The organism is Microbacterium esteraromaticum (assembly GCF_016907315.1).
Lineage (GTDB): Bacteria > Actinomycetota > Actinomycetes > Actinomycetales > Microbacteriaceae > Microbacterium > Microbacterium esteraromaticum.
Window position 1 is genome coordinate 1,011,156 of record NZ_JAFBBS010000001.1, and the last position, 25,328, is coordinate 1,036,483.

Sequence of the window (25,328 nt, forward strand, 5' to 3'; positions counted from 1 at the left end):
GGCGCACCTGCACCGCCCGGTTCAGCGAGGAGCGTGCGCCTCGAGGAACTCGTACACATCGGTCGTGTCGACGCCGGGGAACGACCCGGTCGGCAGGGTCGCGAGCAGGGTGCGCGGGGTGCGCACGTTCGGCCACGCCTGATCGCGCCAGCGCTGCTCGAGCTCGGCCGGCGCACGGCGGCAGCAGGTCTCGACCGAGTGCTTCGACACCGCGCGATTCGGAGTGTCGCGCCCGACGAACCACTTCGTGTCATCGAAGCGGACGCCGACGCTGACGGAGTGCATCCCCTCGCTCGATGGCTCGACGCGGGCCGTGCACCAGTAGGTGCCATTGCCCGTGTCGGTGTACTGGTAGTACGGGTTGAAGCGGTCGTCGACGTCGAAGACCTCGCGGCTGGTCCATCGCCGGCAGCACATCTGCCCCTCGATCGAGCCCAGCCGGTCGGTCGGGAAGTTCACGTCGTCGTTCTCGTACGCCTTGGTGATGGTGCCCGACTCGTGCACCTTGAGGAAGTGCACCGGGATGCCCAGATGCCGCGTCGCCAGGTTCGTGAACCGGTGCGCGGCGGTCTCGTACGACACCGAGTACGCGTCACGCAGGTCTTCGATCGAGATCGCGCGGCGCTCTTTCGCGTCCTTCAGCACGGGCACGACGTGCGACTCGGGCACGAGCAGGGCTCCGGTGAGGTAGTTCGTCTCGACCCGCTGCCGCAGGAACTCGGCGTAGCTGCGGGGTTCCGAATGCCCGAGGATGCGGCTCGACAGCGCCTGCAGCACCGCCGTGCGCGCATCTCCCTTCGCAGGAATGCTGCTCGAGAGGTAGAGGCGGCCGTGCGCGAGATCAGCGACGCTGCGAGTCGACTGGGGCAGGTCGGGCGCGTAGTGCAGCGTGAAGCCGAGGTGCGCGGCGATCTCGGATGCGGTGCGCTGAGTGAGAGGCCCGCCCGGGTGGCCGACGGCGTCGAGGATCTCGCTGGCCTGCACTTCGAGATCGGAGAAGTAGTTGTCCTGCGTGCGCATCAGGTGGCGCAGTTCGAGGTTGGCACGACGCGCCTCCTCCGGCGTCGCCGCGCGCTCGTCTCGCAGGCGCTCGATCTCTGAGTGCAGGGCGAGCATCGCGTCGATCGCGTCGTCGGGAAACGATTTGCCGATGCGGAACGACGGGATGCCGAGGGCGCGGAAGGTCTGCCCCTTCATGGCGCGCTCGAGGGCGATCTCGCGCGTCGCGCGCTCGTCGAGCGGCTCGCCCTCGAGCAAGCCGTCGAGGGTGGTGCCGAGCACCTTCGCGATCGTCTGCAGCAGCGTGAGCTTGGGCTCGCGCTTGCCGGTCTCGAACATCGACACCTGGCTGGGGGCGCGGTCGATGCGGCTCGCGAGCTCTTCCAGCGTCATCCCCTGCGCGGTGCGCAGCTGTCGGATGCGCCGGCCGATGGTGAGCGCGTCGGATTCGTCTGTCACGCGAGCAGTCTGTCACAGAAACAGAAATTCGCACGAACTTCTCTGCGGTTTTGATCATTCCGGATGCTCTTCTTCACACACAGTGGATGTCACAGCCAACCGGCCGCCATGGCCGACCGGGCATCTCACGGAGGAGACAGATCATGAGCATTCCCACTGCGACCGCACCGACTCGCACCGTCGACGCAGCCGTCTCCGCCGGACTCGGCCCGACGCTGCACATCACCGGACCGCAGCTCGACCGCCAGGACGAGATCCTCACCACAGAGGCCATCGCCTTCCTCACCGAGCTGCACCACCGCTTCGGCGGGCGCCGCCACGACCGTCTGGCCGACCGGCAGCGCGCGAGGTTCGAGATCGGCAACGGCCACGACCCGCGCTTCCGCGAAGACACCGCGCACATCCGCGACGACGCCGACTGGCGCGTCGCCGGGGCCGGCCCCGGCCTGGAAGACCGCCGGGTCGAGATCACCGGGCCCACCGACCCGAAGATGACCATCAACGCCCTGAACTCCGGAGCCAAGGTGTGGCTCGCCGACCTCGAGGATGCGACCAGTCCGACCTGGCGCAACATCATCGGCGGGCAGCTGTCGCTGCGCGACGCGATCCGTGGCGAGCTCTCCCACACTGCGGCCGACGGCAGGGAGTACCGCGTCACCGCCGAGCAGACCCCCACGATCGTGATGCGGCCTCGGGGCTGGCACCTGAGCGAGAAGCACATCGAGTTCACCGACCGCACGGGGCGCCGGCTCGCGGCATCCGGGTCGCTGATCGACTTCGGCCTGTACTTCTTCCACAACGCGCAGGCTCTCATCGACGCCGGCCGCGGACCCTACTTCTACATCCCCAAGCTCGAGTCGAGCGAAGAGGCCCGCCTGTGGAACGACGTCTTCTCGTTCAGCGAGGAGTACATCGGCATCCCGCACGGCACCATCCGCGCGACGGTGCTGATCGAGACCCTCCCCGCCGCCTTCGAGATGGACGAGATCCTCTACGAGCTGCGCGACCACTGCGCAGGGCTCAACGCCGGCCGCTGGGACTACATCTTCTCGATCATCAAGAACTACCGCGGGCGCGGGGCGCGCTTCGTGCTGCCCGACCGCAGCGAAGTGACGATGACGGTGCCGTTCATGCGGGCGTACACCGAGCTGCTTGTGAAGACGTGCCACAAGCGCGGGGCACACGCGATCGGAGGCATGAGCGCGTTCATCCCGAACCGCAGCGACGCCGAGCTGACCGAGCGGGCCCTCGAGAAGGTCGCCGCCGACAAGCGCCGCGAGGCCGGAGACGGATTCGACGGAACCTGGGTGGCCCACCCCGACCTGATCCCCGCGGCTCAGGCGGAGTTCGACGCGGTGCTCGGCGAGCGCCCGAACCAGCTCGACCGCCGGCGCGACGACGTGGAGGTGACGGCAGAGCAGCTGCTCGACCTGCGCATCGGCCGCCCCGTGACCGAGGCCGGCGTGCACGAGAACGTGTCCGTCGCCATCCGCTACCTCGAGGCGTGGCTGCGCGGACAGGGCGCCGTCGCCATCGACGGCCTGATGGAAGACGCCGCCACCGCCGAGATCAGCCGCTCGCAGGTGTGGCAGTGGATCCACCAGGACCGCCGCACCGAAGAGGGCACGGCGATCACCGTCGAGCACATCGAGGGCCTGATCCAGCAGGTGCTGGCCGACGCATCGCGGCACGACGGCGACCGGTTCGACGACGCCGCCGACATCTTCCGCGAGGTGACGCTGCGGCCCGAGTTCCCCGCCTTCCTCACGCTGCCCGCGTACTCGCGGTACCTGACCGACTGACCGACCATCCCCACCGAAGAAGGACATGCCATGACCCGCTACCAGGACGACATCGCCGCCATCCAGCAGCTGAAAGACGAGCAGGGCTCCGGCTGGAGCGCCATCGACCCCGAGTCGGCAGCCCGCATGCGCGCACAGAACCGCTTCCGCACCGGACTCGAGATCGCGCAGTACACCGCAGACATCATGCGCCGCGACATGCAGGAGTACGACGCCGACTCGTCGGTCTACACGCAGTCGCTCGGCGTCTGGCACGGCTTCATCGGCCAGCAGAAGATGATCTCGATCAAGAAGCACCTGAAGTCCACGAACAAGCGCTACCTCTACCTGTCGGGCTGGATGGTCGCCGCCCTCCGCTCGGAGTTCGGTCCGCTCCCCGACCAGTCGATGCACGAGAAGACCGCGGTTCCCGCGCTGATCGAAGAGCTCTACACCTTCCTCCGCCAGGCGGATGCCCGTGAGCTCGACCTCCTGTTCACGCAGCTCGACGCGGCACGCGCGGCCGGCGACACGACGGGCGCCGAGTTCATCCAGTCGCAGATCGACGGGTACGAGACCCACGTCGTGCCGATCATCGCCGACATCGATGCCGGCTTCGGCAACCCCGAGGCGACGTACCTGCTCGCCAAGAAGATGATCGAGGCCGGCGCCTGCGCCATCCAGATCGAGAACCAGGTGTCGGACGAGAAGCAGTGCGGGCACCAGGACGGCAAGGTCACCGTTCCCCACGAGGACTTCCTCGCGAAGATCAACGCGGTCCGCTACGCCTTCCTCGAGCTCGGCATCGACAACGGCATCATCGTCGCCCGCACCGACTCGCTCGGCGCCGGCCTGACCCAGAAGATCGCCGTCTCGCACCAGCCCGGCGACCTCGGCGACCAGTACAACTCGTTCCTCGACGTCGATGAGGTCTCGGCCGACAGCCTCGGCGACGGCGACGTCGTGATCAAGCGCGACGGCAGGCTGCTTCGCCCGCGGCGCCTCGCGAGCAACCTGTACCAGTTCCGGCCGGGCACGGGCGTCGACCGCGTGGTGCTCGACTGCATCACCTCGCTGCAGCACGGCGCCGATCTGCTCTGGATCGAGACCGAGAAGCCGCACGTCGAGCAGATCGCCGGCATGGTCGACCGCATCCGCGAGGTCGTCCCGAACGCGAAGCTGGTCTACAACAACAGCCCGTCGTTCAACTGGACGCTGAACTTCCGCCAGCAGGCGTACGACGCCATGGTCGAGCAGGGCAAGGATGTCTCGGCGTACGACCGCGACAAGCTGATGAGCGTCGAGTACGACGACTCCGAGCTGGCGGCGCTGGCCGACGAGAAGATCCGCACCTTCCAGCGCGACGGCTCAGCCCGCGCCGGCATCTTCCACCACCTCATCACACTGCCGACGTACCACACGGCCGCGCTGTCGACCGATGACCTCGCGAAAGGCTACTTCGGCGACGAGGGCATGCTGGCCTACGTCAAGGGCGTGCAGCGCCGCGAGATCCGCGGCGGCATCGCCACCGTCAAGCACCAGAACATGGCCGGCTCCGACCTGGGCGACAACCACAAGGAGTACTTCGCCGGCGAGGCGGCCCTCAAGGCGGGCGGCCAGCACAACACGATGAACCAGTTCAGCTGATCCGAGGCGCGCTGAGCGAGAGGCCGGATGCATCATCGCATGCGGCCTCTCCCGCGTCGCCAGGCGACCTGATAGGAGTGAGACATGACATCAACCGCTGACCTCTACGACGTGCACGGCGACGACCTGCAGTCGCTGCCGCTGCAGCTGCGCTCCTTCGGCGGGTACACCTCGTTCGAGGGCCCGATCCGCACCGTGCGCTGCTTTCAGGACAACGCTCTGCTGAAGTCGATCCTCTCCTCTCCCGGCGACGGGGCGGTTCTCGTGGTCGACGGCGACGGCTCCTACGGCACGGCGCTGATGGGCGACATGATCGCGCAGCTCGCCGTCGACAACGGCTGGGCTGGCGTCGTCATCAACGGCTGCGTGCGAGACAGCGCCGCGCTCGGCACCATGGCGCTGGGCGTCAAGGCCCTCGGCACCAATCCGCGCAAGAGCGGCAAGCAGGGCACGGGCGAGGCCGACGTCACGGTGGAGTTCGGCGGAGTCTCGTTCCGCCCAGGCGCACGCCTGTACGCCGATGAGGACGGCGTGCTCGTCGAGCGCTGAGCATCCGGCATCCGGCATCCGGCATCCGGCATCCGGCATCCGGAGAAGAATCCCGCATTTCTTCGGATGCCGGGGTTTCGCCGCTTCTCGCCCCCGTCTCAGACCGGTTCGGGGCGATCAGCCCCGAGTACGATCGGAGTCGTGACCGAACGCGCCCCGCTCTCCCGCAAACTGTCCGCCATCGCCGAGTCCGCCACGCTGAAGGTGGATGCCAAGGCCAAGGCCCTCAAGGCCGAGGGCAAGCCCGTCATCTCGTATGCCGCCGGCGAACCCGACTTCGCGACCCCGCAGTTCATCGTCGATGCCGCCGCCGAGGCGCTCGCGAACCCGGCGAACTACCGCTACACCCCCGCCGCCGGGCTTCCCGAGCTGCGCGAGGCGATCGCCGCGAAGACGCTGCGCGACTCGGGGCTCGAGGTCTCGCCCAGCCAGGTCATCGTCACCAACGGCGGCAAGCAGTCGGTGTACCAGGCCTTTCAGGCCGTGGTGAACCCGGGCGACGAGGTGCTGCTGCCCGCGCCGTACTGGACCACCTACCCCGAGGCGATCCAGCTGGCCGACGGAGTGCCGGTCGAGGTCTTCGCCGGTGCCGACCAGGAGTACAAGGTCACCGTGGAGCAGCTCGAGGCCGCCCGCACCGAGCGCACCACCGTGCTCGTGTTCGTCTCGCCGTCGAACCCGACCGGCTCGGTGTACACGGCTGACGAGACCAGGGCGATCGCCGAATGGGCTCTCGAGCACGGCATCTGGGTGATCAGCGACGAGATCTACCAGAACCTCACCTACGAGGGAGTCAAGGCGACCTCCATCGTCGAGGCGCTGCCCGCGATCGCGAACCAGACCATCCTCGTCAACGGCGTCGCGAAGACGTACGCCATGACCGGCTGGCGAGTCGGCTGGATGGTCGGCCCCGCCGACGCCATCAAGGTCGCCGCCAACCTGCAGTCGCACCTGTCGAGCAACGTCAACAATGTCGCGCAGCGCGGTGCGATCGCGGCGCTGAACGGCCCGCAGGACGAGGCCGAGCAGATGCGCGAGGCGTTCGACCGCCGTCGCCGCCTGATCGTCGACGAGCTGTCGAAGATCGACGGGATGGTCGTTCCGACCCCGAAGGGCGCGTTCTACGTCTACCCCGACGTGCAGGGTCTGCTGAACCGCACATGGACGCGCCGCGACGGCAGCACGGTGACACCGGCCACCTCGCTCGAGCTCGCCGATTTCATCCTCGACGAGGCCGAGGTCGCGGTCGTGCCCGGCGAGGCGTTCGGCCCCTCCGGCTACCTGCGCCTGTCGTACGCGCTGGGCGACGACCAGCTGCTCGAGGGCGTGCAGCGCCTGCAGCGCCTGTTCTCGGCCTGACCATCAGGAGCCCGGTCGCGGTCGTCTCGTCCTCGCCCCCTCCTGTCGTCGTCGCCCCCTCTGATCCGCGTGAATCAGAGGGGGCGACGACGTTCAGAGGGGGCGACGACGCGCGAGCCCTGGGGCCCGCGTCAGCCCTGGTGCCCGATCAGCCACGGCACGCCGAAGCGATCGACGAGCGTGCCGTCGTGGTCTCCCCACGGACGCTTCTGCAGCGGGTCGATGATGCGGCCGCCCTCGGCGAGCGCATCGAACCACGACGCGAGCGTCGCGGGATCGGCGGTGCCGAGCAGCGAGAAGAACATGCCGCTCATCTCGAACGTGCTCTCGCCTGCAGCGGCATCCGCGCCGGCGAGCTCGACGGGGCCGTCGACGAGCATCCCGTGCGCGATCGCCTCAGCAGGTCCGTCGGTGCGGCCCGCCTGCTCGTAGGTGAACAGGCGCGACTCACCCCCGAACGCGGTCGAGTAGAACGACAGAGCCTCGGCGGCGCTGCCGGGAAACAGAAGATAGGGAATCAGTCCGCTCATCCGGCGAGTGTATGCGGCCCGCCCGGACCCGCCTACAGCTCGACGCCGACGAGAACGGGCTCCGGCTGCAGCAGCAGACCGAACTCGGCGTGCACTCGGCTCTGGATGAACCGGGCCAGCTCGCCCAGCTCGGCGGCGGTCGCGCCGCCGCGGTTCGTGAGCGCGAGAGCATGCTTGGTCGAGACGCCGGCTCGCGACTGCGGCAGGTGGAATCCCTTGCGGATGCCCGCATTCTCGATCAGCCAGGCGGCGCTGACTTTGACCATCCCCACCGGCTTCTCATCGCGCGGCGCGAGTCCGTAGTACGCGTCGAGCGGGATGACCGTCACCGAGTCGAGGTCCGGCTCGACGGGCCAGCGAGGACACTCGGGGGGAAGGCTGCGCGCGACGGGCTCTGGCACGATCGCGTTCTGGAAGAACGACCCGGCGCTCCACGTGTCGGGGTCGTCGGCGTCGAGCAGCATGCCCTTCGCGGCGCGCGTCTCGAGGATCCGCGAGCGCACCCACGCGAGGGGCACTGCTTCGTAGTCGACCAGGCCCAGGGCCCTGCGCAGCTGCTCGCCGCGCACCACGCGCCCGGCGTCGCCGGTGACCGCGAGATCGAGGGTCACCGAGAGGATGACCGCGCGACGGCCCTGCGCCTCGCCGTAGTGATGCTTGAGCACAGAGGTGCGGAATCCGAGACCGAGCTCGGCCGCCGGCAGCACGACAGGGGCGTCCTCGTGCTCGTCGATCAGTTCGACCTCGACGAGCGTCTCCTGGATCTCCTGTCCGTAGGCACCGACGTTCTGCACGGGGGCGGCGCCAACGGTGCCGGGGATGCCGCTCATCGCCTCGATGCCTGCGTAGCCGCGCTCGACGGCGTATGCCACGAGCGCATCCCAGTTGTGCCCTGCCTGCACTCGAAGCCGGATCCGCCCATCGTGGGGCGAGGCCAGCTCTTCGATCCCCTCTGTCAGCACCCGGATGACCGTGCCCTCGAACGGCTCGTCGCCGACGAACAGGTTCGACCCGCCGCCCAGCACGAACCAGTCGTCGCCGGTCGACCAGACCTCCTGCAGCGCGACGAGCAGCTCCTCGCGGGTGGTGGCCTCCAGCATCCGCTGCGGTGCCGCGCCGGTGCGCAGGGTGGTCAGCTCCCGCAGGGCGATGGGCGCGATCTCGGTCACTCCAGTGGATGCCATGTCAGAGTGCGACCCGCAGCTGGGCCTTCACGAGCACGGTCGTCTCTGCGGCCTTGACGGTGAGGTCGATGCGCGCGGCGGTCTCATCGACAGCGCCGACCTTCGCCACGATGTGCACGTCGGCGCCGGTCTCGGCGTCGACGACGACGGGCTTGGTGAACCGGACGCCGTAATCGACGACCTCGGTGCCGACCGGAAGCGCGGAGAGCACGACCGACGAGGCGATGCCCATCGTGAGCATCCCGTGCGCGAGCACGCCGGGCAGGCCGACGGAGGCCGCGACGTCGTCGCGGTAGTGGATCGGGTTGAAGTCGCCGGATGCCCCTGCATAGCGCACGAGGGACTCTCGAGTCAGGTGCAGGGTGCGCTCGGCGATCACGTCGCCGACGGTGAACTCGGTCATCACGCGGCCTCGCCTTCGCTGTCGGAGCCGACCAGCAGCACGCTGATCGCGGTGACGACGTGGTCGCCTGCCGCGTCGGTGATGGTCGCCTCGCTCGTGATCATCGCGTTGCCTCCGAGCGAGCGGATGCCCGTGACCGCGAGCTGTGCGGTGAGCTCGTCACCCGCGACGATCGGGCGCGTGTACTGGAAGCGCTGCTCGGCGTGGATGGTGCGCGCCAGCACGATGCCGGAGTCCGGCTCCGAGAGCAGCTGCTGCAGGGTGAGGTCCTGGATCACCATCGGGAAGGTGGGCGGAGCGACGACGTCTGCGTAGCCTGCGGCACGGGCGGCGTCGACGTCGAGATGCTGCGGGGCATCGGCGAAGACCGCGCGCGCGAACTCGCGCACCTTCTCACGGCCGACGAGGTACGGGGCCGTCGGCGGGAACTCCCGGCCGACCAGTTCACTGTTCACGGGCACCCCTCGATCCTAGCCGCGGGCGCTCCTGTGCCCTCCGGCGAGCGCCGGAAGAACTCTTGACCGAGAGAACCCAATCTGCTTGCATGTGATTGATTCTCATCCCCAATTGCAGAATCAATCACAGAGGAGACGATGAAGTTGAACTCACCCACCTGCCGTCGGCGCTTCACCGCGCTGGGCCTGGCCGTCGCACTGGGGGTGACCGGGGTCGGCGTGACCTCGGTCGGCGCCGCCGTCGCGGCGCCCGCTCCCCAGACCGCTGCGTCCTCGCCCTTCACCCCGATCACCCCGGACCCCGCCTCTCCTGAGGTCGCCGTCGATGCCGACGGCACCACCGTGGGCGCCATCACCGCCGTCGAGAAGGACGGCGCCGCCGTGACCCTCGTCGCCGAGAACGGCGCGATGCGCGTCACCTTCCTCGAGAACGGCACCTTCCGGCTCGAAGCAGACCCGAGCGGCTCGTTCACCGACCCCGCGAACACCCCGCAGGACGACCCTGCGCGCACCGCCGACATCGTCGTCGGCGCCGACAGCTTCGACGGGGCCGACATCACCGTCACCGAGGGCGAGCGGATCCGCATCGCCTCGAAGACGGTGACCGTCGAGGTCGATCGCGCCACCGGCGCCGTCTCGGCCGCACGCGCAGACGGCACCGCGATCTTCAGCGAGTCGGCGCCCATCAGCTTCGGCGCGAAGACCGCCACCCAGCACCTGACAGACGTCGACGGCGAGCAGATCCTCGGCGGCGGCATGCAGAACGGCCGCTCGATCCACACCGAATCGGTGATCAACGTCGCCCGCAGCTACGACTGGGATGACGACGGCTACCCGAACGCCGTGCCGTACTACATGTCGTCGAAGGGGTACGGCGTGCTGCGCAACACGTTCGCGCGCGGCACCTACGACTTCCAGAAGAACACCACCACGCACGAGGAGCGCCGGTTCGACGCCTACTACTTCGTCGGCGACTACAGCCAGTCCCTCGAGTCGTACACCCAGCTCACCGGACGCCCCATGATGCCGCCGGTGTACGCGCTCGAGTACGGCGACGCCGACTGCTACAACCGCTCGAGCCCGACCTATTCCGGCACGAAGACGCCGTCGAAGCTGCGCACTCCCCAGTCGCTCGACGTCGCGAAGGACTTCGTCGAGCACGACATGCCGGCCGGCTGGATGCTGGTCAACGACGGCTACGGCTGCGAATACCAGGAGCTGCCCGAGACCGTGCAGGCCATCGAAGACGAGACGGCGCTCAAGACCGGCCTGTGGACCCAGCGCTCGCTGACGAACCAGGAGTACGAGGTGGGCGAGGCGGGAATCCGGCTGCGCAAGCTCGACGTCGCCTGGGTCGGCAGCGGCTACCGCCTCGCACTCACCGGCTGCGAGGCCGCGCACAGCGGGATCGAGAAGTACTCCGATGCTCGAGGCACCTCCCTGATGGTGGAGGGCTGGGCGGGATCACAGCGATGCGGGATGCAGTGGACCGGCGACCACACGGGCAACCTCGACGCCGTGCGCTGGCAGGTCTCGGCTCTCACCGGAGCCGGCAACTCGGGCCTCGCCTTCAGCACCGGTGACGTCGACGGCATCTTCGGCGGCTCGGCCGAGAGCTACGTGCGCGACCTGCAGTGGAAGGCGTTCGCTCCCGCGCTCTACTCGATGAGCGGATGGGCATCGGTCGACAAGCGGCCATGGCTGTACGGCGACCAGGCTACGGCCATCAACCGCAGCTACCTGCAGCTGCGCCAGCAGCTGATGCCCTACATCTACACGCTCGCGGCCGAATCGCACCGCAGCGGCCTGCCGATGATGCGCTCGCTCGCCCTCGAGTACCCGAACGATCCCGGCTCGTACAGCGCCGAGGCCAACAACGAGTTCCTGCTGGGCAGCGACTACCTCGTGGCTCCCGTCTTCACCAAGAGCACCGTGCGCAACGGCATCTACCTGCCCAAGGGCACGCAGTGGGTGGATTACTGGACAGGCACGCTGCACGAAGGCGGGCAGGTGCTCAACGGGCATCCGGCTCCGCTCGACAAGCTGCCGATCTTCGTTCGCGCGGGCGCCGTGGTGCCGCAGGGCATCGTGGCCCGCAACGCGTCACTCGTCGCAGAGGACTCCCCCATCACCCTCTCGCTCTTCCCTCAGGGCACGAGCACGTTCTCGCTCTACGAGGACGACGAGGTCACCCGCGCCTATAAAGACGGCGAGTCGAGCACGCAGAAGTTCACCGTCGCCGCTCCGGAGGCGGGGAAGAAGGGCACCGTCACGATCGGGATCGGCAAGCGCTCCGGCTCGTACGACGGCATGGCCGATGCCCGCCCGTACCTCATCGAGGCGCACACCGGCTCCGCACCGAAGAACGTCTCGGTCGACGGCAAGGGCCTGAAGCAGGCGGCGTCGCTCGATGCGCTGTCGACGCAGGCCACCGGCTGGTTCTTCGACGCGTCCGACGCGGGTGGTGTCATCCACGTGAAGACCGCGCCCCTGGCATCCGGCAGCAGCGCCGAGGTCGTGCTTTCCGCGACCAGCGCGGTGGGCGGCCGTGACGCCGACCTGACGGCGGCAGCGGTCTCGGTCGACCTCGAGGAGCGCGTGTTCCAGGGCGACGCCACGACAGTCACCGCCACCTTCCGCAACACCGGCTCGAAGAAGAAGGAGAACGTCACCCTCTCGCCGCAGCTTCCCGACGGCTGGGAGGTCGTGTCGGCCGAGGGCGAGCGCGCCGCGCTGGTCGAACCTGGGGCGTCGTTCACCGCGACATTCGAGGTGAAGGTCACCGACGCTGCCGAGGCGGACCTGCAGACCGTGACGGTCACGGCCGCGTACACGGCGCAGAAGACCTCGCAGAAGGTCAGCGGAGCGAATCAGATCTACGTCGCCTACGGTTCGCTGGCAGGCGCCTACAACGCCGACTCGATCACCACGATCGAGACCGCGAAGGAGGGGAACTTCGACGGCGGCGGGGCGAGCTTCTCGGCCGAATCGCTGGCACGCGCCGGGGTCACGCCTGGGTCGACGGTGACGGTCGGAACGGGCGACGCCGCGATCGCCTACACCTGGCCCGCACCGTCGGGTGCCGCCGACTCGGTCTCGCCTGCAGGGCAGACGATCGCGCTCACAGGCAAGGGCACGCACCTCGCGATCCTCGCCTCCGCCGCATCGGGCGGCGGGGTGAACCCGGCGATCGAGCTGCACTACGCCGATGGAACCGTGTCGACGCAGAACGTCTTCTTCCCGAACTGGCTGCAGCAGGCATCCGGACTCGGCGGCGCGAGCGTCGCGATCGTGTCGATGGGGCGCAACAGCGCCACCAACCCGGCCGTCTACGAGTACCCGACGTACAAGTACCAGGTGTACTCGAACCTCGTGCGCCTGAACCCGTCGAAGGAGCTGGCGTACGTCGTGCTGCCGACGGAGAGCCGGCTGAAGATGTTCGACTGGAAGGTCGTCGACCAGCCGCTGCCTCCGGCGCCCACTGCGTCCGCCTTCGCGTCGGATCTGCAGTGGATCAGTGCGACCAACGGGTACGGAGTGATCGGCAAGGACGTGGCGAACAAGGACTCCGCGTCGTCGCCCGACAAGCCGCTCGCGATCAACTACGTCGACCCGGCGACGGGCAAGAACCCGACGTACGCGAAGGGACTCGGCGTGCACGCCCTGTCGAAGGTGACCTACTACGTCGGCGGCGAGTGCAGCGCGTTCACGGCCGACGTCGGACTCGAGGCCGGCTTCGCAGGAAACGTGGTCTTCAAGGTCGACATCGACGGCGCGAACGCCTACCAGTCGCGCACCTTCACCCCCGGGTTCGCGCCCGAGAGCGTGAGGGTCGGCCTGAAGGGCGCCCAGTACGTCGACCTCATCGTCGAGGCGCCGGGCAGCATCAACGGCGCCCACGGCGTGTGGGGAGACGCGAAGTTCAGCTGCGACTGATCCGGATGCCCTGATCCGGCCCGGTCAGGCCCACACGAAGCGCCCCTCGGAGATCCTCCGAGGGGCGCTTCTCGTGGGTGCGCGGGCTCAGCGACGGCGCGCGCGCCACGCCTTCAACGCCATCTGGACGGCGATGAAGACGAGGTACAGGGCGAAGAGGATGTTGCCGGTGAGCGGATCGATCAGCGTCGCCAGCCACGCGCCGAGCGCGGTCGTGGTGCAGGCGGAGACGCCGATCACACCCGCGGCGACCAGGTCGACGTTGTGATGGCGCAGGTTGCCGATCGTTCCCGAGACCGCCGTGGGGATCATCATCAGCAGGGATGTGCCCTTGGCGACGAGGTCGCTGGTGCCGAATCCGAGCATGAGCACAGGGACGACGACCACTCCCCCGCCGACTCCGATGAGCCCCGCGATGATGCCGGTGACGACCCCGACTCCCACCAGGGCGATGCCGTTGAGCCAGCCGAGCTCGAACTCCGCGGCGCGCGAGGGGATCACGAGGAACAGGCTCACGATGACCACGACGAGGAAGGCGACGAACCCCCAGCGCAGGGCTGTCTGCGAGACCCGCGGCAGCAGACGCGAGCCGATCTGAGCGCCGACGACGGCCCCCGCGGCCAGGATCAGCGCCGGGATCCAGGCCACCGCGCCCGACAGGGCGTACGAGATGACCCCGACACTCGCGGTCGGCACGATCGCGGCCAGCGAGGTGCCTGCAGAGAGGCGCTGGTCGAAGCTGAGCAGCAGCACCAGCAGCGGCACGATGACCGTGCCACCGCCGACGCCGAAGAGCCCTGACAGCAGTCCGGCGATGAGGCCGATGACGACGAAGGACAGGTAGGCGCGAGGCCCCCGGGAGATGGCCTGGTGCTCTGCGTTCACGCAGTTCAGACTATCGCCGGGGGCCTCGCGACCCTCACCGTGCCCTGAGCGGTCAGACCTCCTGATCGGCTTTGATGGGCACGGCGATCGACTCGGTGAGCTGCTGCTCGTACCGCGTCTGCCTGCGGCGCAGCCACAGGCCGCCGGCGACGAGCAGTGCCAGCACGATGTACGCGGCCGCCGCGAACGGCTGCGTGACAAGTGTCGACAGGTCTCCCTGGCTCAGCTGCAGCGCCTTTCGCAGGTACTCCTCGCCCATCGGGCCGAGGATCATGCCCACGACCAGCGGTGCCACCGGGTAGCCGAAGCGCCGCATGAAGTAGCCGAGCACGCCGATGATCACGAGGATCAGGATGTCGACGACCGCGAAGTTCAGCGCATAGGCGCCGAATGCGGCGAACAGCAGGATCCCGGCGTACAGGTACGGCCGGGGGATCTGCAGCAGCTTGACCCACATACCGACCAGCGGCAGGTTGAGCACGATGAGGATGACGTTGCCGAGGTAGAGGCTCGCGACCAGGGCCCACACCAGCGCCGGCTGGTTCTGGAAGAGCTGCGGACCTGGCTGCAGGCCATAGGCCTGGAACGCGACGAGGATGATCGCCGCCGTCGCCGTCGTGGGCAGCCCGAGTGTCAGCAGCGGCACGAGCACACCGGCCGCAGCCGCGTTGTTCGCCGACTCGGGGCCGGCGACTCCCTCGATCGCTCCGCGGCCGAACTCCTTCTTGTGCTTCGACAGCTTGCGCTCCGTCGCGTACGAGAGGAAGGTCGCGACGTCCGCGCCGCCGGCGGGGATCGTGCCGATCGGGAAGCCGATCGCGGTGCCGCGCAGCCAGGGCTTCCACGAGCGCTTCCAGTCGTCCTTCGTCATCCAGCTGCGCCATCCGCCCGTCACGGGGATCACGTCGATGCCTCCGTGCCGCAGCCGCGCGGCGATGTAGAGCGTCTCGCCGACCGCGAACAGCCCGACCGCGACGAGCACGATGTCGATGCCGTCCGAGAGGGGCAGCAGGCCCAGCGTGTAGCGCTGCTGGGCCGTGAGGGTGTCGGTGCCGACGAGGCCGAGGAAGAGCCCGACGCCGAGCGAGGTCATGCCACGAGGAACCGAGCTGCCGATCAGCGCGCCGACGGTGACGAACGCGATCACGATCAGGGCGACGTAGTCGGCCGGCCCGAGGTTCACCGCGAACTGCGCGAGCACCGGTGCGAGCAGGGTGAGACCCACCGTCGCGATGGTGCCGGCGATGAACGAGCCGATCGCCGCCGTCGCGAGCGCGGCGGCCCCGCGGCCGAGCTTGGCCATCTTGTTGCCCTCGATCGCGGTCACGATCGAGGCCGATTCGCCGGGTGTGTTCAGCAGGATGCTGGTGGTCGATCCCCCGTACATCCCGCCGTAGTAGATGCCGGCGAAGGTGATGAGCGCCGCGGTCGGGTCGAGCGTGTAGGTCAGCGGCAGCAGCAGGGCAACCGTCATGGCGGGCCCGATGCCGGGCAGCACGCCGACGGCCGTGCCGATCAGCACGCCGAAGAACGCGAAGATGAGGTACTGCGGCTGCAGAGCGGTCGCGAAGCCCTCGAGAAGCAGGGTCCAGCTGTCCATCAGAACATCCCTCCCAGCCAGCCGAGCGCCGGCCCCCACGGCAGCGAGAGCCCCATCAGGCCTCCGAACACGACCTGCACGACGAGGCCGAGCACGAGGCCGATGACGAAGGCGAGCCACCAGCGCTTCGCGCCCAGCGACCACGCGACGACGCCGAACAGCACGGCCGCCGCCGGAGCCCAGCCGATGACGTCGATGAGCAGGAGGTGGGCGACCACGGCGCCGACGATCTTGGCGAGGGTGAGCCAGTCGGTCTTGGCGTCGGGATCGATGTCCTCACCCTCCTCGACCTCTGCGCGGTCGCCGCGCAGCACCGAGACGAGCACGGCGGCGGCGGAGCCGAGCAGCACGATCGAGACGAAGATCGGGAAGATGGTCGGACCGACCTTCACGCCGACGGGGACGTGGATCGAGAAGGCTCCGACGAGGGCGAAGACGCCGAGAGCGAGCATGAGCAGGGCGAAGACGAGTTCACCGAGGGGAACCCGTGGGGCGGGCCGAGTCGCCTCGGCCCGCCCGCTCGCCCCGAGGATCGGGGCGTCCATGTCAGATCAGCCCGATGTTCTTCAGAGTTCCGGTGACGTCGGAGATGTTCTCCTCGAGGAAGGCGTCGAACTCGTCGCCCGCGAGGAAGGCATCCGTCCACCCCTTGGTCTCGAGCTCCGCCGCCCACGCGTCGGAGTCGTGCATCTCGGTGACGATGCGCTCGAGCTCGGCGCGGTCGGCGTCGGAGATGCCACCGGGTGCGACGACGCCACGCCAGTTCGTCAGCACGACGTCGTAGCCGGCGTCGGTGATCGTGGGGACGTCGGCGAGCGACTCGACCGGCTCGGCCGACGACACGGCGAGCGCGCGCATCGAACCGTCCTCGATGTACTGCAGGAACTCGCCGACGCCCGAGATGCCGGCGGCGACCTTGTTGCCGACGAGCAGCGAGACCGCCTCGCCGCCGCCGGAGTTCGGGGTGTAGTTCAGCTTCGACGGGATGTCGGCGCCGTCCACGCCCGCCTCCTCGAGCAGGAGGCCTGCGAGAATGTGGTCGGCGCCACCGGCCGATCCACCGGTGACGGTGACCTCCTGGCCCTTGTCGACGATGTCCTCGACCAGGTCCTCGAGGGTGTCGTACTTCGACTTCTCGGGTACGACGACGACGAGCGGCTCATCGGTCAGGCGCGCGATCGGGGTGGTGTCCTCGAGGCGCACGGCCGAGGCGTTCGTCTCGATCGCGCCGACCATCACCAGCCCCATGACCATCAGCGTCGCCGGGTCCTTCTCGTTGGCGAGCTGGGCGAGGCCGACCGTTCCGCCTGCGCCGCCGACGTTGGTGACGGCTGCGGCGCCGGTGATCTTGTCGTCGGTGAGCACCTTCGACATCGATCGGCCGGTCTGGTCCCAACCGCCACCGGGGTCTGCGGGAACGATGAGCGAGACGTCGTCGAACGACGAGGCCTCGCCCTTGCCGTCGGCGCCGGGGGCCGGGGATGCGTTCTGCGACGAGCAACCGGCGAGTGCGAGTGCGGCCATCGCCGCGACGGCGACGAGAGCGGTGCGTGACTTCTTCATGCGCTCCTCCTTGAGCGTGTAGGGATGCTGGAAACCGTATGCACCCGGAAGGCGCCGGATCTGCTTCTGAAATCATTGGTCGGGCTTTCGAAAGTATTGGTCTCGGATGCCCGGCGTCGGCCTGTTCCGCTCCTCGCGTGCGCGGGGAGAATGGCTGTGTGGCCTCGAAGATGATGCGCGCGTCGCAGATGACGCACGGCGGTATGTCGCTGCGGGTGCAGCTGATCCTGCTGCAGGCGCTGATCGTCGCCGTCGTCACCCTGATCGCCGGAGTCACCGCCGGGGTCATCCAGGCGCACACGGTGCGCGACGCGTACGAAGACCGCATGCTCGCCGTGGCGCAGTCCATCGCCTCCATGCCCGCGGTGCTCGACGCGTTCGACGATGCCGATCCCTCGGCGACGATGCAGCCCCTCGCCGAGACCATCCGCCGGGCATCCGACCTGACGTACGTCGTGATCGCCGACGCCGACGGCATCCGCTTCTCGCACCCCAACCCCGACCTGATCGGGAAGAAGGTCTCGACCTCCGCCGCCGTGCCGCTCTCCGGCGAGATCTACATGGGCACGCAGACGGGCACGCTGGGCCCGTCGTGGCGCGTGAAGGTTCCCGTCTTCGACGGCTCAGACGTCATCGGCACGGTGTCGGTCGGAATCCTCGAGTCGCAGGGCACGGGCGAGTTCGTGGGCAACCTCGCGTGGATCATCGGCGCCATGCTCGCTGCAGTCGTGCTGGGCATCTTCGGCTCGGCCTGGGTCACCGCGGTGATCCGCCGCCGCATCCAGCTGCTCGAGCCCCACGAGATCGCCGCCCTCGTGCGCAACCAGGAGACCACTCTGCACGGCCTCAGCGAGGGCGTGATCACGGTCGACGCCGAGGGGACCATCACCCTCGCGAACGACGCCGCGGCTCGCCTGCTCGGCGCGGATGCCGGGGAGCTCACCGGCGCTGCGGCGGCCGACGTGCTGGATGAGGAGCTGCTCGCCGTGCTGCGCGACGGCGAGGACGCCGGGCGTCCGGTGATCGTCGGCAGCCACGTGCTGGTCGCGCGCGGCACCGGATCGCGGGTGGACGGCGAACCGGTGGATGCCACCCTGCTGCTGCGCGACCACACCGAGCTGCATGATGTCGTCCGACGGGTCGAGGCTGCAGACGCGATCATCGCCTTCCGTCGGCGTGCGGGTCTGCCCAAGGGGCTCAGCGCCGAGACGCTCGACCGCACAGCGACAGCGCTGGCGCAGCATCCGGATTCGTCCGCGGCCGAGCTGGCCGAGGTGCTGGGCATGTCGAGGGTGAGCGCCAGACGATACCTCGAGCATCTCGCGTCCACGGGGCGGGCGGCGCGCTCTCTCGACTACTCGACCAAGGGACGCCCTGGCACCCGCTACCGAACTATTGAGACCGTGTCTCAGGGCATGCGAGACTGACTCTCAGAAGCCGCCCGCTTGATCGAAGGAGATCACATGCTTCGCAGCCCGCTTCCCGACGTCGAGATCCCTGACGTCTCGATCTACGACTACCTGTTCTCCGACCTCGATGAGAGCACGCTCGACTCGGTCGCCATCGTCGACGGCATGACCGGCGCAGAGACCACCTATCGGCAGCTCGTGGCGCAGATCGGCCTCTTCGCCGGTGCCCTCGCCGCCCGCGGAATCGGCATCGGCGACCGCATCGGCGTGCTCTGCCCGAACGTCCCGGCCTTCGCGACGGTGTTCCACGGGATCCTTCGGGCAGGAGCCACCGCCACGACCATCAACTCGCTCTACACCGCCGGCGAGATCGCCGACCAGCTCGAAGACGCGGGCGCGGCGTGGCTGGTCACGGTGTCGCCCCTTCTCGCAGGCGCGAAGGCGGCCGCCGAGCGCCGCGGCATCGCCGACGACCACGTCATCGTCCTCGACGGCGCCGACGGGCACCCCAGCCTGCGTGACCTGCTCAGCGAGGGGCACGCTGCCCCCGAGGTGACGTTCGACCCCCGCACGCACCTGGCCGTGCTGCCCTACTCGTCGGGTACCACCGGTCGCCCGAAGGGCGTGATGCTCACCCACCGCAACCTCATCGCGAACGTCGCCCAGTGCCGCCCCGTGCTCGACGTGGATCACACCGACCGTGTGCTGGCCGTGCTGCCCTTCTTCCACATCTACGGCATGACCGTGCTGCTCAACTTCGCGCTCCGCCAGCGCGCCGGGCTCGTCACCATGCCGAAGTTCGACCTGGTCGAGTTCCTGCGCATCATCGCCGAGCACCGCACCACGTGGGTGTTCGTCGCCCCGCCGATCGCGGTCGCGCTGGCCAAGCATCCCGTCGTCGACGACTACGACCTGTCTGCCGTGAAGGTGATCTTCTCGGGCGCCGCGCCCCTCGACGGCGCACTCGCCGCAGCCGTGGCAACGCGCCTCGACTGCGAGGTCGTGCAGGGCTACGGCATGACCGAGACGAGCCCCGCGGTCAATCTGATCCCCGCGGGCCATCCCGAGATCGACAAGGCGTCGATCGGCCCGCTGGTGCCCAACACCGAAGCGCGGCTCGTCGACCCCGAGACCGGCTCCGACGTCGAGGTGCCCGCAGACGGCGTGAGCGCGCCCGGCGAGCTCTGGGTGCGAGGACCGCAGGTCATGGTCGGGTACCTGAACAGGCCCGAGGCCACCGCAGACATCCTGGACGACGACGGCTGGCTGCATACGGGCGACATCGCCACCGCGTCGTCCGACGGCATCTTCCGCATCGTCGATCGTCTGAAGGAGCTCATCAAGTACAAGGGCTACCAGGTCGCACCCGCCGTGCTCGAAGCGGTGCTGCTCGAGCATCCCCTGATCGCGGACGCCGCAGTGATCGGCGCGAGCGACGAAGACGGCCAGGAGGTGCCCAGAGCATATGTCGTGCGTCAGGGCGGTGCAGAGCTCTCGGCGGAACAGGTCATGGAGTTCGTGGCGTCGAAGGTCGCACCTCACGAGAAGGTGCGACAGGTCGAGTTCATCGACGGCATCCCGAAGTCGGCGTCGGGGAAGATCCTGCGCAAAGACCTGCGCGCCCGCGTCTGACCCGCGCGCGATCCCCCGCCCGCGAGCGGGACCGGTCGCCGATCGAGCCGAAGACAGTGGCCGAGCGGACACGAAGAAGCCCGCCACCGGCGAACGGTGACGGGCTTCTTCGACGCGGGGAAGGTCTTACTCGGCCTTCTCCTCGGCGGGAGCCTCGGTGGTCTCCTCAGCGGCCTCGACCGGAGCCTCGGTGGTCTCCTCGACGGGAGCCTCCTCGGTCTTCTCGGCCTTGGGCGCCTCAGCCTTGGCAGCCGGCTTCGCAGCCTTCTTCTTCGGGGTGACGGGCTCGAGAACGAGCTCGATCACGGCCATGGGCGCGTTGTCACCCTTGCGGTTGCCGACCTTGACGATGCGGGTGTAGCCACCCTCACGGTCAGCGACCAGCGGCGCGATGTCGTTGAACAGCGCGTGAGCGGCGTCCTTGTTCGAGCGCAGCACGGTCAGAGCACGGCGACGCGCGTGCAGGTCGCCGCGCTTGCCGAGCGTGATCAGGCGCTCGGCGAGCGGACGCAGGCGCTTCGCCTTGGTCTCGGTCGTCTTGATCGACTTGTGGGTGAAGAGCTGTGCAGCGAGGTTGGCAAGCAGCAGGCGCTCGTGTGCGGGGCCGCCTCCGAGGCGGGGACCCTTGGTGGGCTTGGGCATAATCGTCTAACTCCTGGTCAGAAAGAGGTCGGGTTTCAGAAGGATTCGTCTTCGCCTGCGCTGTAGAAGTGGGCGCCGTCGAAACCGGGCACCGAATCCTTCAGCGACAGACCGAGCGAGACGAGCTTGTCGCGCACCTCGTCGACCGACTTCTGTCCGAAATTGCGGATGTTCATCAGCTGCGTCTCAGAAAGGGCCACCAGCTCCGAGACGGTGTTGATGCCCTCGCGCTTGAGGCAGTTGTACGAGCGCACCGACAGATCGAGGTCCTCGATCGGCATGGAGAGCTCGCTGGAGAGCACAGCCTCGACCGGCGCGGGGCCGATCTCGATGCCCTCAGCCTCGACGTTCAGCTCGCGGGCGAGGCCGAACAGCTCGGTGAGGGTCTTGGCTGCGGATGCGACCGCGTCGCGCGGGAGGATCGACGACTTGGTCTCGACGTCCAGCACGAGCTTGTCGAAGTCGGTGCGCTCACCGGCACGGGTGGCGTCGACGCGGTAGCTGACCTTGAGCACCGGCGAGTAGATCGAGTCGACCGGGATCTGGCCGGCCTCTGCGTACTCGTTGCGGTTCTGAGCTGCCGAGACGTAGCCGCGGCCGCGCTCGATGGTCAGCTCGAGCTCGAAGCGAGCGGTGTCGTTGAGCGTCGCGATGACCAGGTCGGGGTTGTGCACCTCGACACCCGCCGGAGCGGAGATGTCGGCTGCGGTGACCTCGCCGGAGCCCGTCTTGCGCAGGTACGCGGTGATGGGCTCGTCGCGCTCGCTGGAGACGACCAGCTGCTTGATGTTGAGGATGATCTCGGTGACGTCCTCCTTCACACCGGGGATCGTGCTGAACTCGTGCAGCACGCCGTCGATGCGAATGGTGGTGACCGATGCGCCGGGGATCGACGACAGCAGGCTGCGACGCAGCGCGTTGCCGATCGTGTATCCGAATCCGGGCTCCAGCGGCTCGATGACGAACCGGCTGCGGTTCTCGGAGATCTTCTCCTCGGTGAGAGTGGGACGCTGTGCGATGAGCACTATGTGTTCCTTTCGATCACATGCCCGCTATATGACATGTGTGGGGTGAGGTCTGAAGTTGTGGAAAATCTGGGGGCGGGTCTGCCCTTCCCGCGCCCGCGAGGGCTCAGGAAGGGCAGACTGCGAGATCAGACGCGGCGGCGCTTCGGCGGGCGGCAGCCGTTGTGCGCCTGAGGCGTGACGTCCTGAATGGACCCCACCTCGAGGCCGGCGGCCTGCAGCGAGCGGATCGCGGTCTCGCGGCCCGAACCCGGACCCTTCACGAAGACGTCGACCTTCTTGACGCCGTGCTCGGCAGCCTGGCGAGCAGCGGACTCCGCTGCCATGCCTGCGGCGTAGGGCGTCGACTTGCGCGAGCCCTTGAAGCCCACGCCACCCGACGATGCCCAGCTGATGACAGCGCCGGACGGGTCGGTGATCGAGACGATGGTGTTGTTGAACGTCGACTTGATGTGGGCCTGGCCCAGCGCGATGTTCTTCTTTTCCTTGCGGCGCGGCTTGCGCGCGGCGGCCTTGGGTGCAGCCATGAAAGTGTTCTCCTATTCCCTGGCCGCTTAGCGGGCCTTCTTCTTACCGGCGACCGTGCGCTTCGGTCCCTTGCGGGTACGAGCGTTGGTCTTGGTGCGCTGACCGCGGACCGGAAGGCCACGACGGTGACGAAGACCCTCGTAGGAGCCGATCTCGACCTTGCGGCGGATGTCGGCGGCGACCTCGCGGCGCAGGTCACCCTCCACCTTGTAGTTGCCTTCGATGTGGTCGCGCAGTGCGACGAGCTGCTCGTCGGTGAGGTCCTTGACGCGGATCGACTCGTCGATCTCGGTCGCCTTGAGGATCTCGACGGAGCGGGTACGGCCGATGCCGTAGATGTAGGTGAGGGCGATCACCACGCGCTTGTCGCGCGGGATGTCAACGCCGGCAAGACGTGCCATGCGGTTCTCCTGGAGTGTTGTGGAGGTGTGGAGCAGCATCCGGTCCCGGGCCTCCGCCCCGAGGTGTCCCCCGCTCGCGCGGGTTCCGATGCTGCCTTGTTTTCGATATTGAGTTGTTCAGATGCCGGGCCGGATGCCGGAGCAGACGGCCCGACCCCTGCTCAGCCCTGGCGCTGCTTGTGACGCGGGTTCGACTTGCAGATCACCATGACGCGACCGTGACGACGGATCACGCGGCAGTGGTCGCAGATGGGCTTGACGCTGGGGTTGACCTTCATGATGTTTCCTGTTCGCTGTCTTCACCGGGCAGGCGGAATCGCCTGAGGTGTTACTTCTCGACCGATCAGCGGTAGCGGTAGACGATGCGCCCGCGAGTCAGGTCGTAGGGCGAGAGCTCCACGACCACGCGGTCCTCAGGGATGATGCGGATGTAGTTCTGCCGCATCTTTCCGGAGATCGTTGCAAGAACCTTGTGTCCGTTGCTGAGCTCAACGCGGAACATCGCGTTGGGAAGAGCCTCGGAGATCACGCCCTCGATCTCGATGACACCGTCTTTCTTAGCCATAGCCTCGCTGACGCTTCTGCAGACCGGTCGATCTGCGGTGGATGGGTGATGAGTGTGATGCCGCCCGTTCGGACACGCCAGAACAAGGCGCAAGGCACCAAAGATCTATGATAGACCCTCGGTGCCCCTGCGGCAAATGCTGCCGGCCTCGATCAGGGCAGCACCTTGGGGAGCTCGGTGTTGATGTCCTTGATGTCGAGACGCTTGCCGTTGATCTCGACGGTGGGGGTGCCCGAGATCTCGTGGGCCTTGGCCTGTGCGGCGCCGTACTTGAGGTAGGTGCCCTCGTCGATGCAGCTCGCGGCCTTGTCTGCGCCCACCTGCTCGGCGATCTGCTTCAGCTGGTCGTCCGTCAGGCCCGTCGACCCTTCTGCGGGCTGGTTCGCGAACAGCGTGTTGAGGAACTCGAGCGCCTTGTCGGAGTCCTTCTCGGCGACGCAGTACATGGCCGCAGCGGCGCGGGACGAGTAGTTGGTGCCCTGCGAGAGGTGGTCGAGGATCGCGATCGGGTGGATCTCGAGCGTGATGTCATCGGCTGCCGCTGCATCCTGCAGCTGCTGGCCGTACGCCTGCTCGAACGCGTTGCACGCCGGGCACATGAAGTCGACGTAGGTGGAGACCACGTCTTCGCCATCGCCGAAGGAGATCGCGCCGGTCTCGGAGTTGACGATGTCGCCCTTCGGCGCCGGGCCCGCGTCGGTGGCCTGATTGTTCAGCCAGACGACGACCGCGCCGAGCGCGACGAGCACGACGACGACGGCGATGGAGATTCCGATGGCAAACCAGTTGGGCTTGCTCTGGGCGTGGGCCATGACAGTCCGATCTTCAGCACTAAATTGTCGGAACCATTCTGCCCCGCGCACGCTATGCCTGCCATGTGAGCCGTCCGGCCGCACAGCGAGAGACGCACCCTCGCGACAGAGGCGTCAGGCGAACGGGACGGGGGTGATGCCGAACGGCGCCAGACCGGCGGCGCCGCCGTCGGCCGCGGTCAGAACCCAGATGCCGCCCTCGTGGCGGGCGACGCTGTGCTCCCAGTGCGAGCCGTCGCTGCCGTCGATGGTCGAGACGGTCCAGTCGTCGTCCTCGACGAACGTCGCCTCTCCCCCGGCGGTGACCATCGGCTCGATCGCCAGCACCAGACCCGGACGGATCTCAGCTCCGGCGTCGGGCGTGCGGTAGTTGAACACGCTGGGTGCCTCGTGCATCTTGCGTCCGATGCCGTGGCCCACGTACTCCCGCAGGATGCCGTAGGGCTCGCCAGAGACCTCCGACGGACCCTGCGCCTCGATGTACTCCTGGATCGCCGTCCCGAGATCGCCGATGTGCGAGGCGGATGCCATCGCCGCGATGCCTGCCCACATCGAGCCCTCGGTGACACGCGAGAGCTCCTCTCGGCGCGCCACGAGCTCGGGCCTGGACGGGTCGGGCACCACGAAGGTCACGGCGCTGTCGCCGTTCCATCCCTTGAACTGGGCGCCGCAGTCGATCGAGACGATGTCGCCCGGCTCGAGAACCCGATCACCCGGGATGCCGTGCACGACCTGCTCGTTCACCGAGATGCAGGTCGTGTGCCGGTAGCCGCGCACGAGCTGGAAGTTCGACTCGGCGCCCCGGTCGACGATCGTGCGCTCGGCCACGGCATCCAGTTCCGCCGTCGTCACGCCGGCGCGCACCAGCGGCCGCACGGCGTCGAGGGCCGCGGCCGTGATCAGCCCCGGCTCGAGCATCGAGCGGAGCTGGGCCGGGCTCTTGTAGATCGACTTGCGGAACATC

Annotated in this window: 24 protein-coding genes; 7 read left to right on the forward strand and 17 right to left on the reverse strand. The window is 68.2% G+C overall.

Annotated features, from left to right (window positions below; all coding sequences use genetic code 11):
* Positions 1-21: 21 nt before the first annotated feature.
* Entirely contained in the window at positions 22-1,458 is a 1,437-nt protein-coding gene (locus JOE67_RS04990) for a helix-turn-helix domain-containing protein (protein ID WP_338041500.1), read from the reverse strand.
* A gap of 143 nt (positions 1,459-1,601) precedes the next feature.
* On the opposite strand from JOE67_RS04990, the gene aceB reads away from it, so the two are divergent.
* The 4 genes from aceB to JOE67_RS05010 all read left to right on the forward strand — a co-directional run bounded on the left by aceB (position 1,602) and on the right by JOE67_RS05010 (position 6,794).
* Entirely contained in the window at positions 1,602-3,260 is a 1,659-nt protein-coding gene (gene aceB, locus JOE67_RS04995) for a malate synthase A (protein WP_204974424.1), read from the forward strand.
* Between the two features lie 30 nt (positions 3,261-3,290).
* Entirely contained in the window at positions 3,291-4,886 is a 1,596-nt protein-coding gene (locus JOE67_RS05000) for an isocitrate lyase (protein WP_204974425.1), read from the forward strand.
* 84 nt (positions 4,887-4,970) lie between these two features.
* On the forward strand, positions 4,971-5,435 hold the full coding sequence (rraA, locus tag JOE67_RS05005; protein ID WP_204974426.1) for a ribonuclease E activity regulator RraA: 465 nt from the start codon (positions 4,971-4,973) through the stop codon (positions 5,433-5,435).
* A gap of 141 nt (positions 5,436-5,576) precedes the next feature.
* Positions 5,577-6,794: an aminotransferase class I/II-fold pyridoxal phosphate-dependent enzyme gene (locus JOE67_RS05010; RefSeq protein WP_204974427.1), complete on the forward strand. Its 1,218-nt coding sequence runs from the start codon at positions 5,577-5,579 to the stop codon at positions 6,792-6,794.
* Between the two features lie 131 nt (positions 6,795-6,925).
* On the opposite strand, the gene JOE67_RS05015 is transcribed toward JOE67_RS05010, so the two are convergent.
* Genes JOE67_RS05015 through JOE67_RS05030 form a run of 4 tightly spaced genes read right to left on the reverse strand, consistent with a single transcriptional unit; the run spans position 6,926 to position 9,372 of the window.
* A complete protein-coding gene (locus JOE67_RS05015) occupies positions 6,926-7,324 on the reverse strand; it encodes a VOC family protein (protein ID WP_204974428.1) in 399 nt (132 codons plus the stop codon).
* Positions 7,325-7,356: 32 nt separating this feature from the next.
* Entirely contained in the window at positions 7,357-8,493 is a 1,137-nt protein-coding gene (locus JOE67_RS05020) for a UDP-N-acetylmuramate dehydrogenase (protein ID WP_204976704.1), read from the reverse strand.
* A gap of 16 nt (positions 8,494-8,509) precedes the next feature.
* Positions 8,510-8,911: a MaoC/PaaZ C-terminal domain-containing protein gene (locus JOE67_RS05025; protein WP_204974429.1), complete on the reverse strand. Its 402-nt coding sequence runs from the start codon at positions 8,909-8,911 to the stop codon at positions 8,510-8,512.
* Positions 8,911-9,372 (reverse strand): FAS1-like dehydratase domain-containing protein, encoded by a 462-nt coding sequence (locus JOE67_RS05030; RefSeq protein ID WP_204974430.1) that lies wholly within the window; start codon positions 9,370-9,372, stop codon positions 8,911-8,913. The genes JOE67_RS05025 and JOE67_RS05030 overlap by 1 nt, the downstream gene beginning before the upstream one ends.
* 132 nt (positions 9,373-9,504) lie before the next feature.
* On the opposite strand from JOE67_RS05030, the gene JOE67_RS05035 reads away from it, so the two are divergent.
* On the forward strand, positions 9,505-13,302 hold the full coding sequence (locus tag JOE67_RS05035; protein ID WP_204974431.1) for an NPCBM/NEW2 domain-containing protein: 3,798 nt from the start codon (positions 9,505-9,507) through the stop codon (positions 13,300-13,302).
* Between the two features lie 87 nt (positions 13,303-13,389).
* On the opposite strand, the gene JOE67_RS05040 is transcribed toward JOE67_RS05035, so the two are convergent.
* From JOE67_RS05040 to JOE67_RS05055, 4 genes are read right to left on the reverse strand one after another with little or no spacing between them, the layout of a single operon-like run.
* Positions 13,390-14,196: a sulfite exporter TauE/SafE family protein gene (locus JOE67_RS05040; protein WP_204976705.1), complete on the reverse strand. Its 807-nt coding sequence runs from the start codon at positions 14,194-14,196 to the stop codon at positions 13,390-13,392.
* Between the two features lie 43 nt (positions 14,197-14,239).
* On the reverse strand, positions 14,240-15,787 hold the full coding sequence (locus tag JOE67_RS05045) for a tripartite tricarboxylate transporter permease (RefSeq protein ID WP_204974432.1): 1,548 nt from the start codon (positions 15,785-15,787) through the stop codon (positions 14,240-14,242).
* Entirely contained in the window at positions 15,787-16,332 is a 546-nt protein-coding gene (locus JOE67_RS05050; RefSeq protein WP_204974433.1) for a tripartite tricarboxylate transporter TctB family protein, read from the reverse strand. The genes JOE67_RS05045 and JOE67_RS05050 overlap by 1 nt, the downstream gene beginning before the upstream one ends.
* 1 nt (position 16,333) lies before the next feature.
* Positions 16,334-17,350 (reverse strand): Bug family tripartite tricarboxylate transporter substrate binding protein, encoded by a 1,017-nt coding sequence (locus JOE67_RS05055; RefSeq protein ID WP_204974434.1) that lies wholly within the window; start codon positions 17,348-17,350, stop codon positions 16,334-16,336.
* A 158-nt stretch (positions 17,351-17,508) separates the two neighbouring features.
* On the opposite strand from JOE67_RS05055, the gene JOE67_RS05060 reads away from it, so the two are divergent.
* Positions 17,509-18,777: a PAS domain-containing protein gene (locus JOE67_RS05060; RefSeq protein WP_338041502.1), complete on the forward strand. Its 1,269-nt coding sequence runs from the start codon at positions 17,509-17,511 to the stop codon at positions 18,775-18,777.
* Positions 18,778-18,813: 36 nt separating this feature from the next.
* Entirely contained in the window at positions 18,814-20,391 is a 1,578-nt protein-coding gene (locus JOE67_RS05065) for an AMP-binding protein (RefSeq protein ID WP_204974435.1), read from the forward strand.
* 126 nt (positions 20,392-20,517) lie between these two features.
* On the opposite strand, the gene rplQ is transcribed toward JOE67_RS05065, so the two are convergent.
* The 8 genes from rplQ to map form a co-directional block, all read right to left on the reverse strand.
* Positions 20,518-21,033 carry a 50S ribosomal protein L17 gene (rplQ, locus tag JOE67_RS05070; protein WP_204974436.1) on the reverse strand — a complete coding sequence of 172 codons (516 nt, stop codon included), beginning with the start codon at positions 21,031-21,033 and terminating at the stop codon, positions 20,518-20,520.
* 35 nt (positions 21,034-21,068) lie between these two features.
* Complete coding sequence (locus tag JOE67_RS05075) at positions 21,069-22,058, reverse strand: DNA-directed RNA polymerase subunit alpha (protein WP_101188505.1); 990 nt, start codon at positions 22,056-22,058, stop codon at positions 21,069-21,071.
* Between the two features lie 128 nt (positions 22,059-22,186).
* Entirely contained in the window at positions 22,187-22,585 is a 399-nt protein-coding gene (gene rpsK / locus JOE67_RS05080) for a 30S ribosomal protein S11 (protein ID WP_071644012.1), read from the reverse strand.
* Between the two features lie 27 nt (positions 22,586-22,612).
* Positions 22,613-22,987, reverse strand: a complete 375-nt coding sequence (gene rpsM / locus JOE67_RS05085) for a 30S ribosomal protein S13 (RefSeq protein ID WP_099196937.1) — start codon at positions 22,985-22,987, stop codon at positions 22,613-22,615.
* A 161-nt stretch (positions 22,988-23,148) separates the two neighbouring features.
* A complete protein-coding gene (gene rpmJ / locus JOE67_RS05090; RefSeq protein ID WP_071644008.1) occupies positions 23,149-23,265 on the reverse strand; it encodes a 50S ribosomal protein L36 in 117 nt (38 codons plus the stop codon).
* A 65-nt stretch (positions 23,266-23,330) separates the two neighbouring features.
* Complete coding sequence (gene infA / locus JOE67_RS05095) at positions 23,331-23,552, reverse strand: translation initiation factor IF-1 (protein WP_017201569.1); 222 nt, start codon at positions 23,550-23,552, stop codon at positions 23,331-23,333.
* Positions 23,553-23,704: 152 nt separating this feature from the next.
* Positions 23,705-24,364, reverse strand: a complete 660-nt coding sequence (locus JOE67_RS05100) for a DsbA family protein (protein WP_204974437.1) — start codon at positions 24,362-24,364, stop codon at positions 23,705-23,707.
* 114 nt (positions 24,365-24,478) lie between these two features.
* Positions 24,479-25,327 (reverse strand): type I methionyl aminopeptidase, encoded by an 849-nt coding sequence (gene map, locus JOE67_RS05105; RefSeq protein WP_204974438.1) that lies wholly within the window; start codon positions 25,325-25,327, stop codon positions 24,479-24,481.
* Position 25,328: the final 1 nt, after the last annotated feature.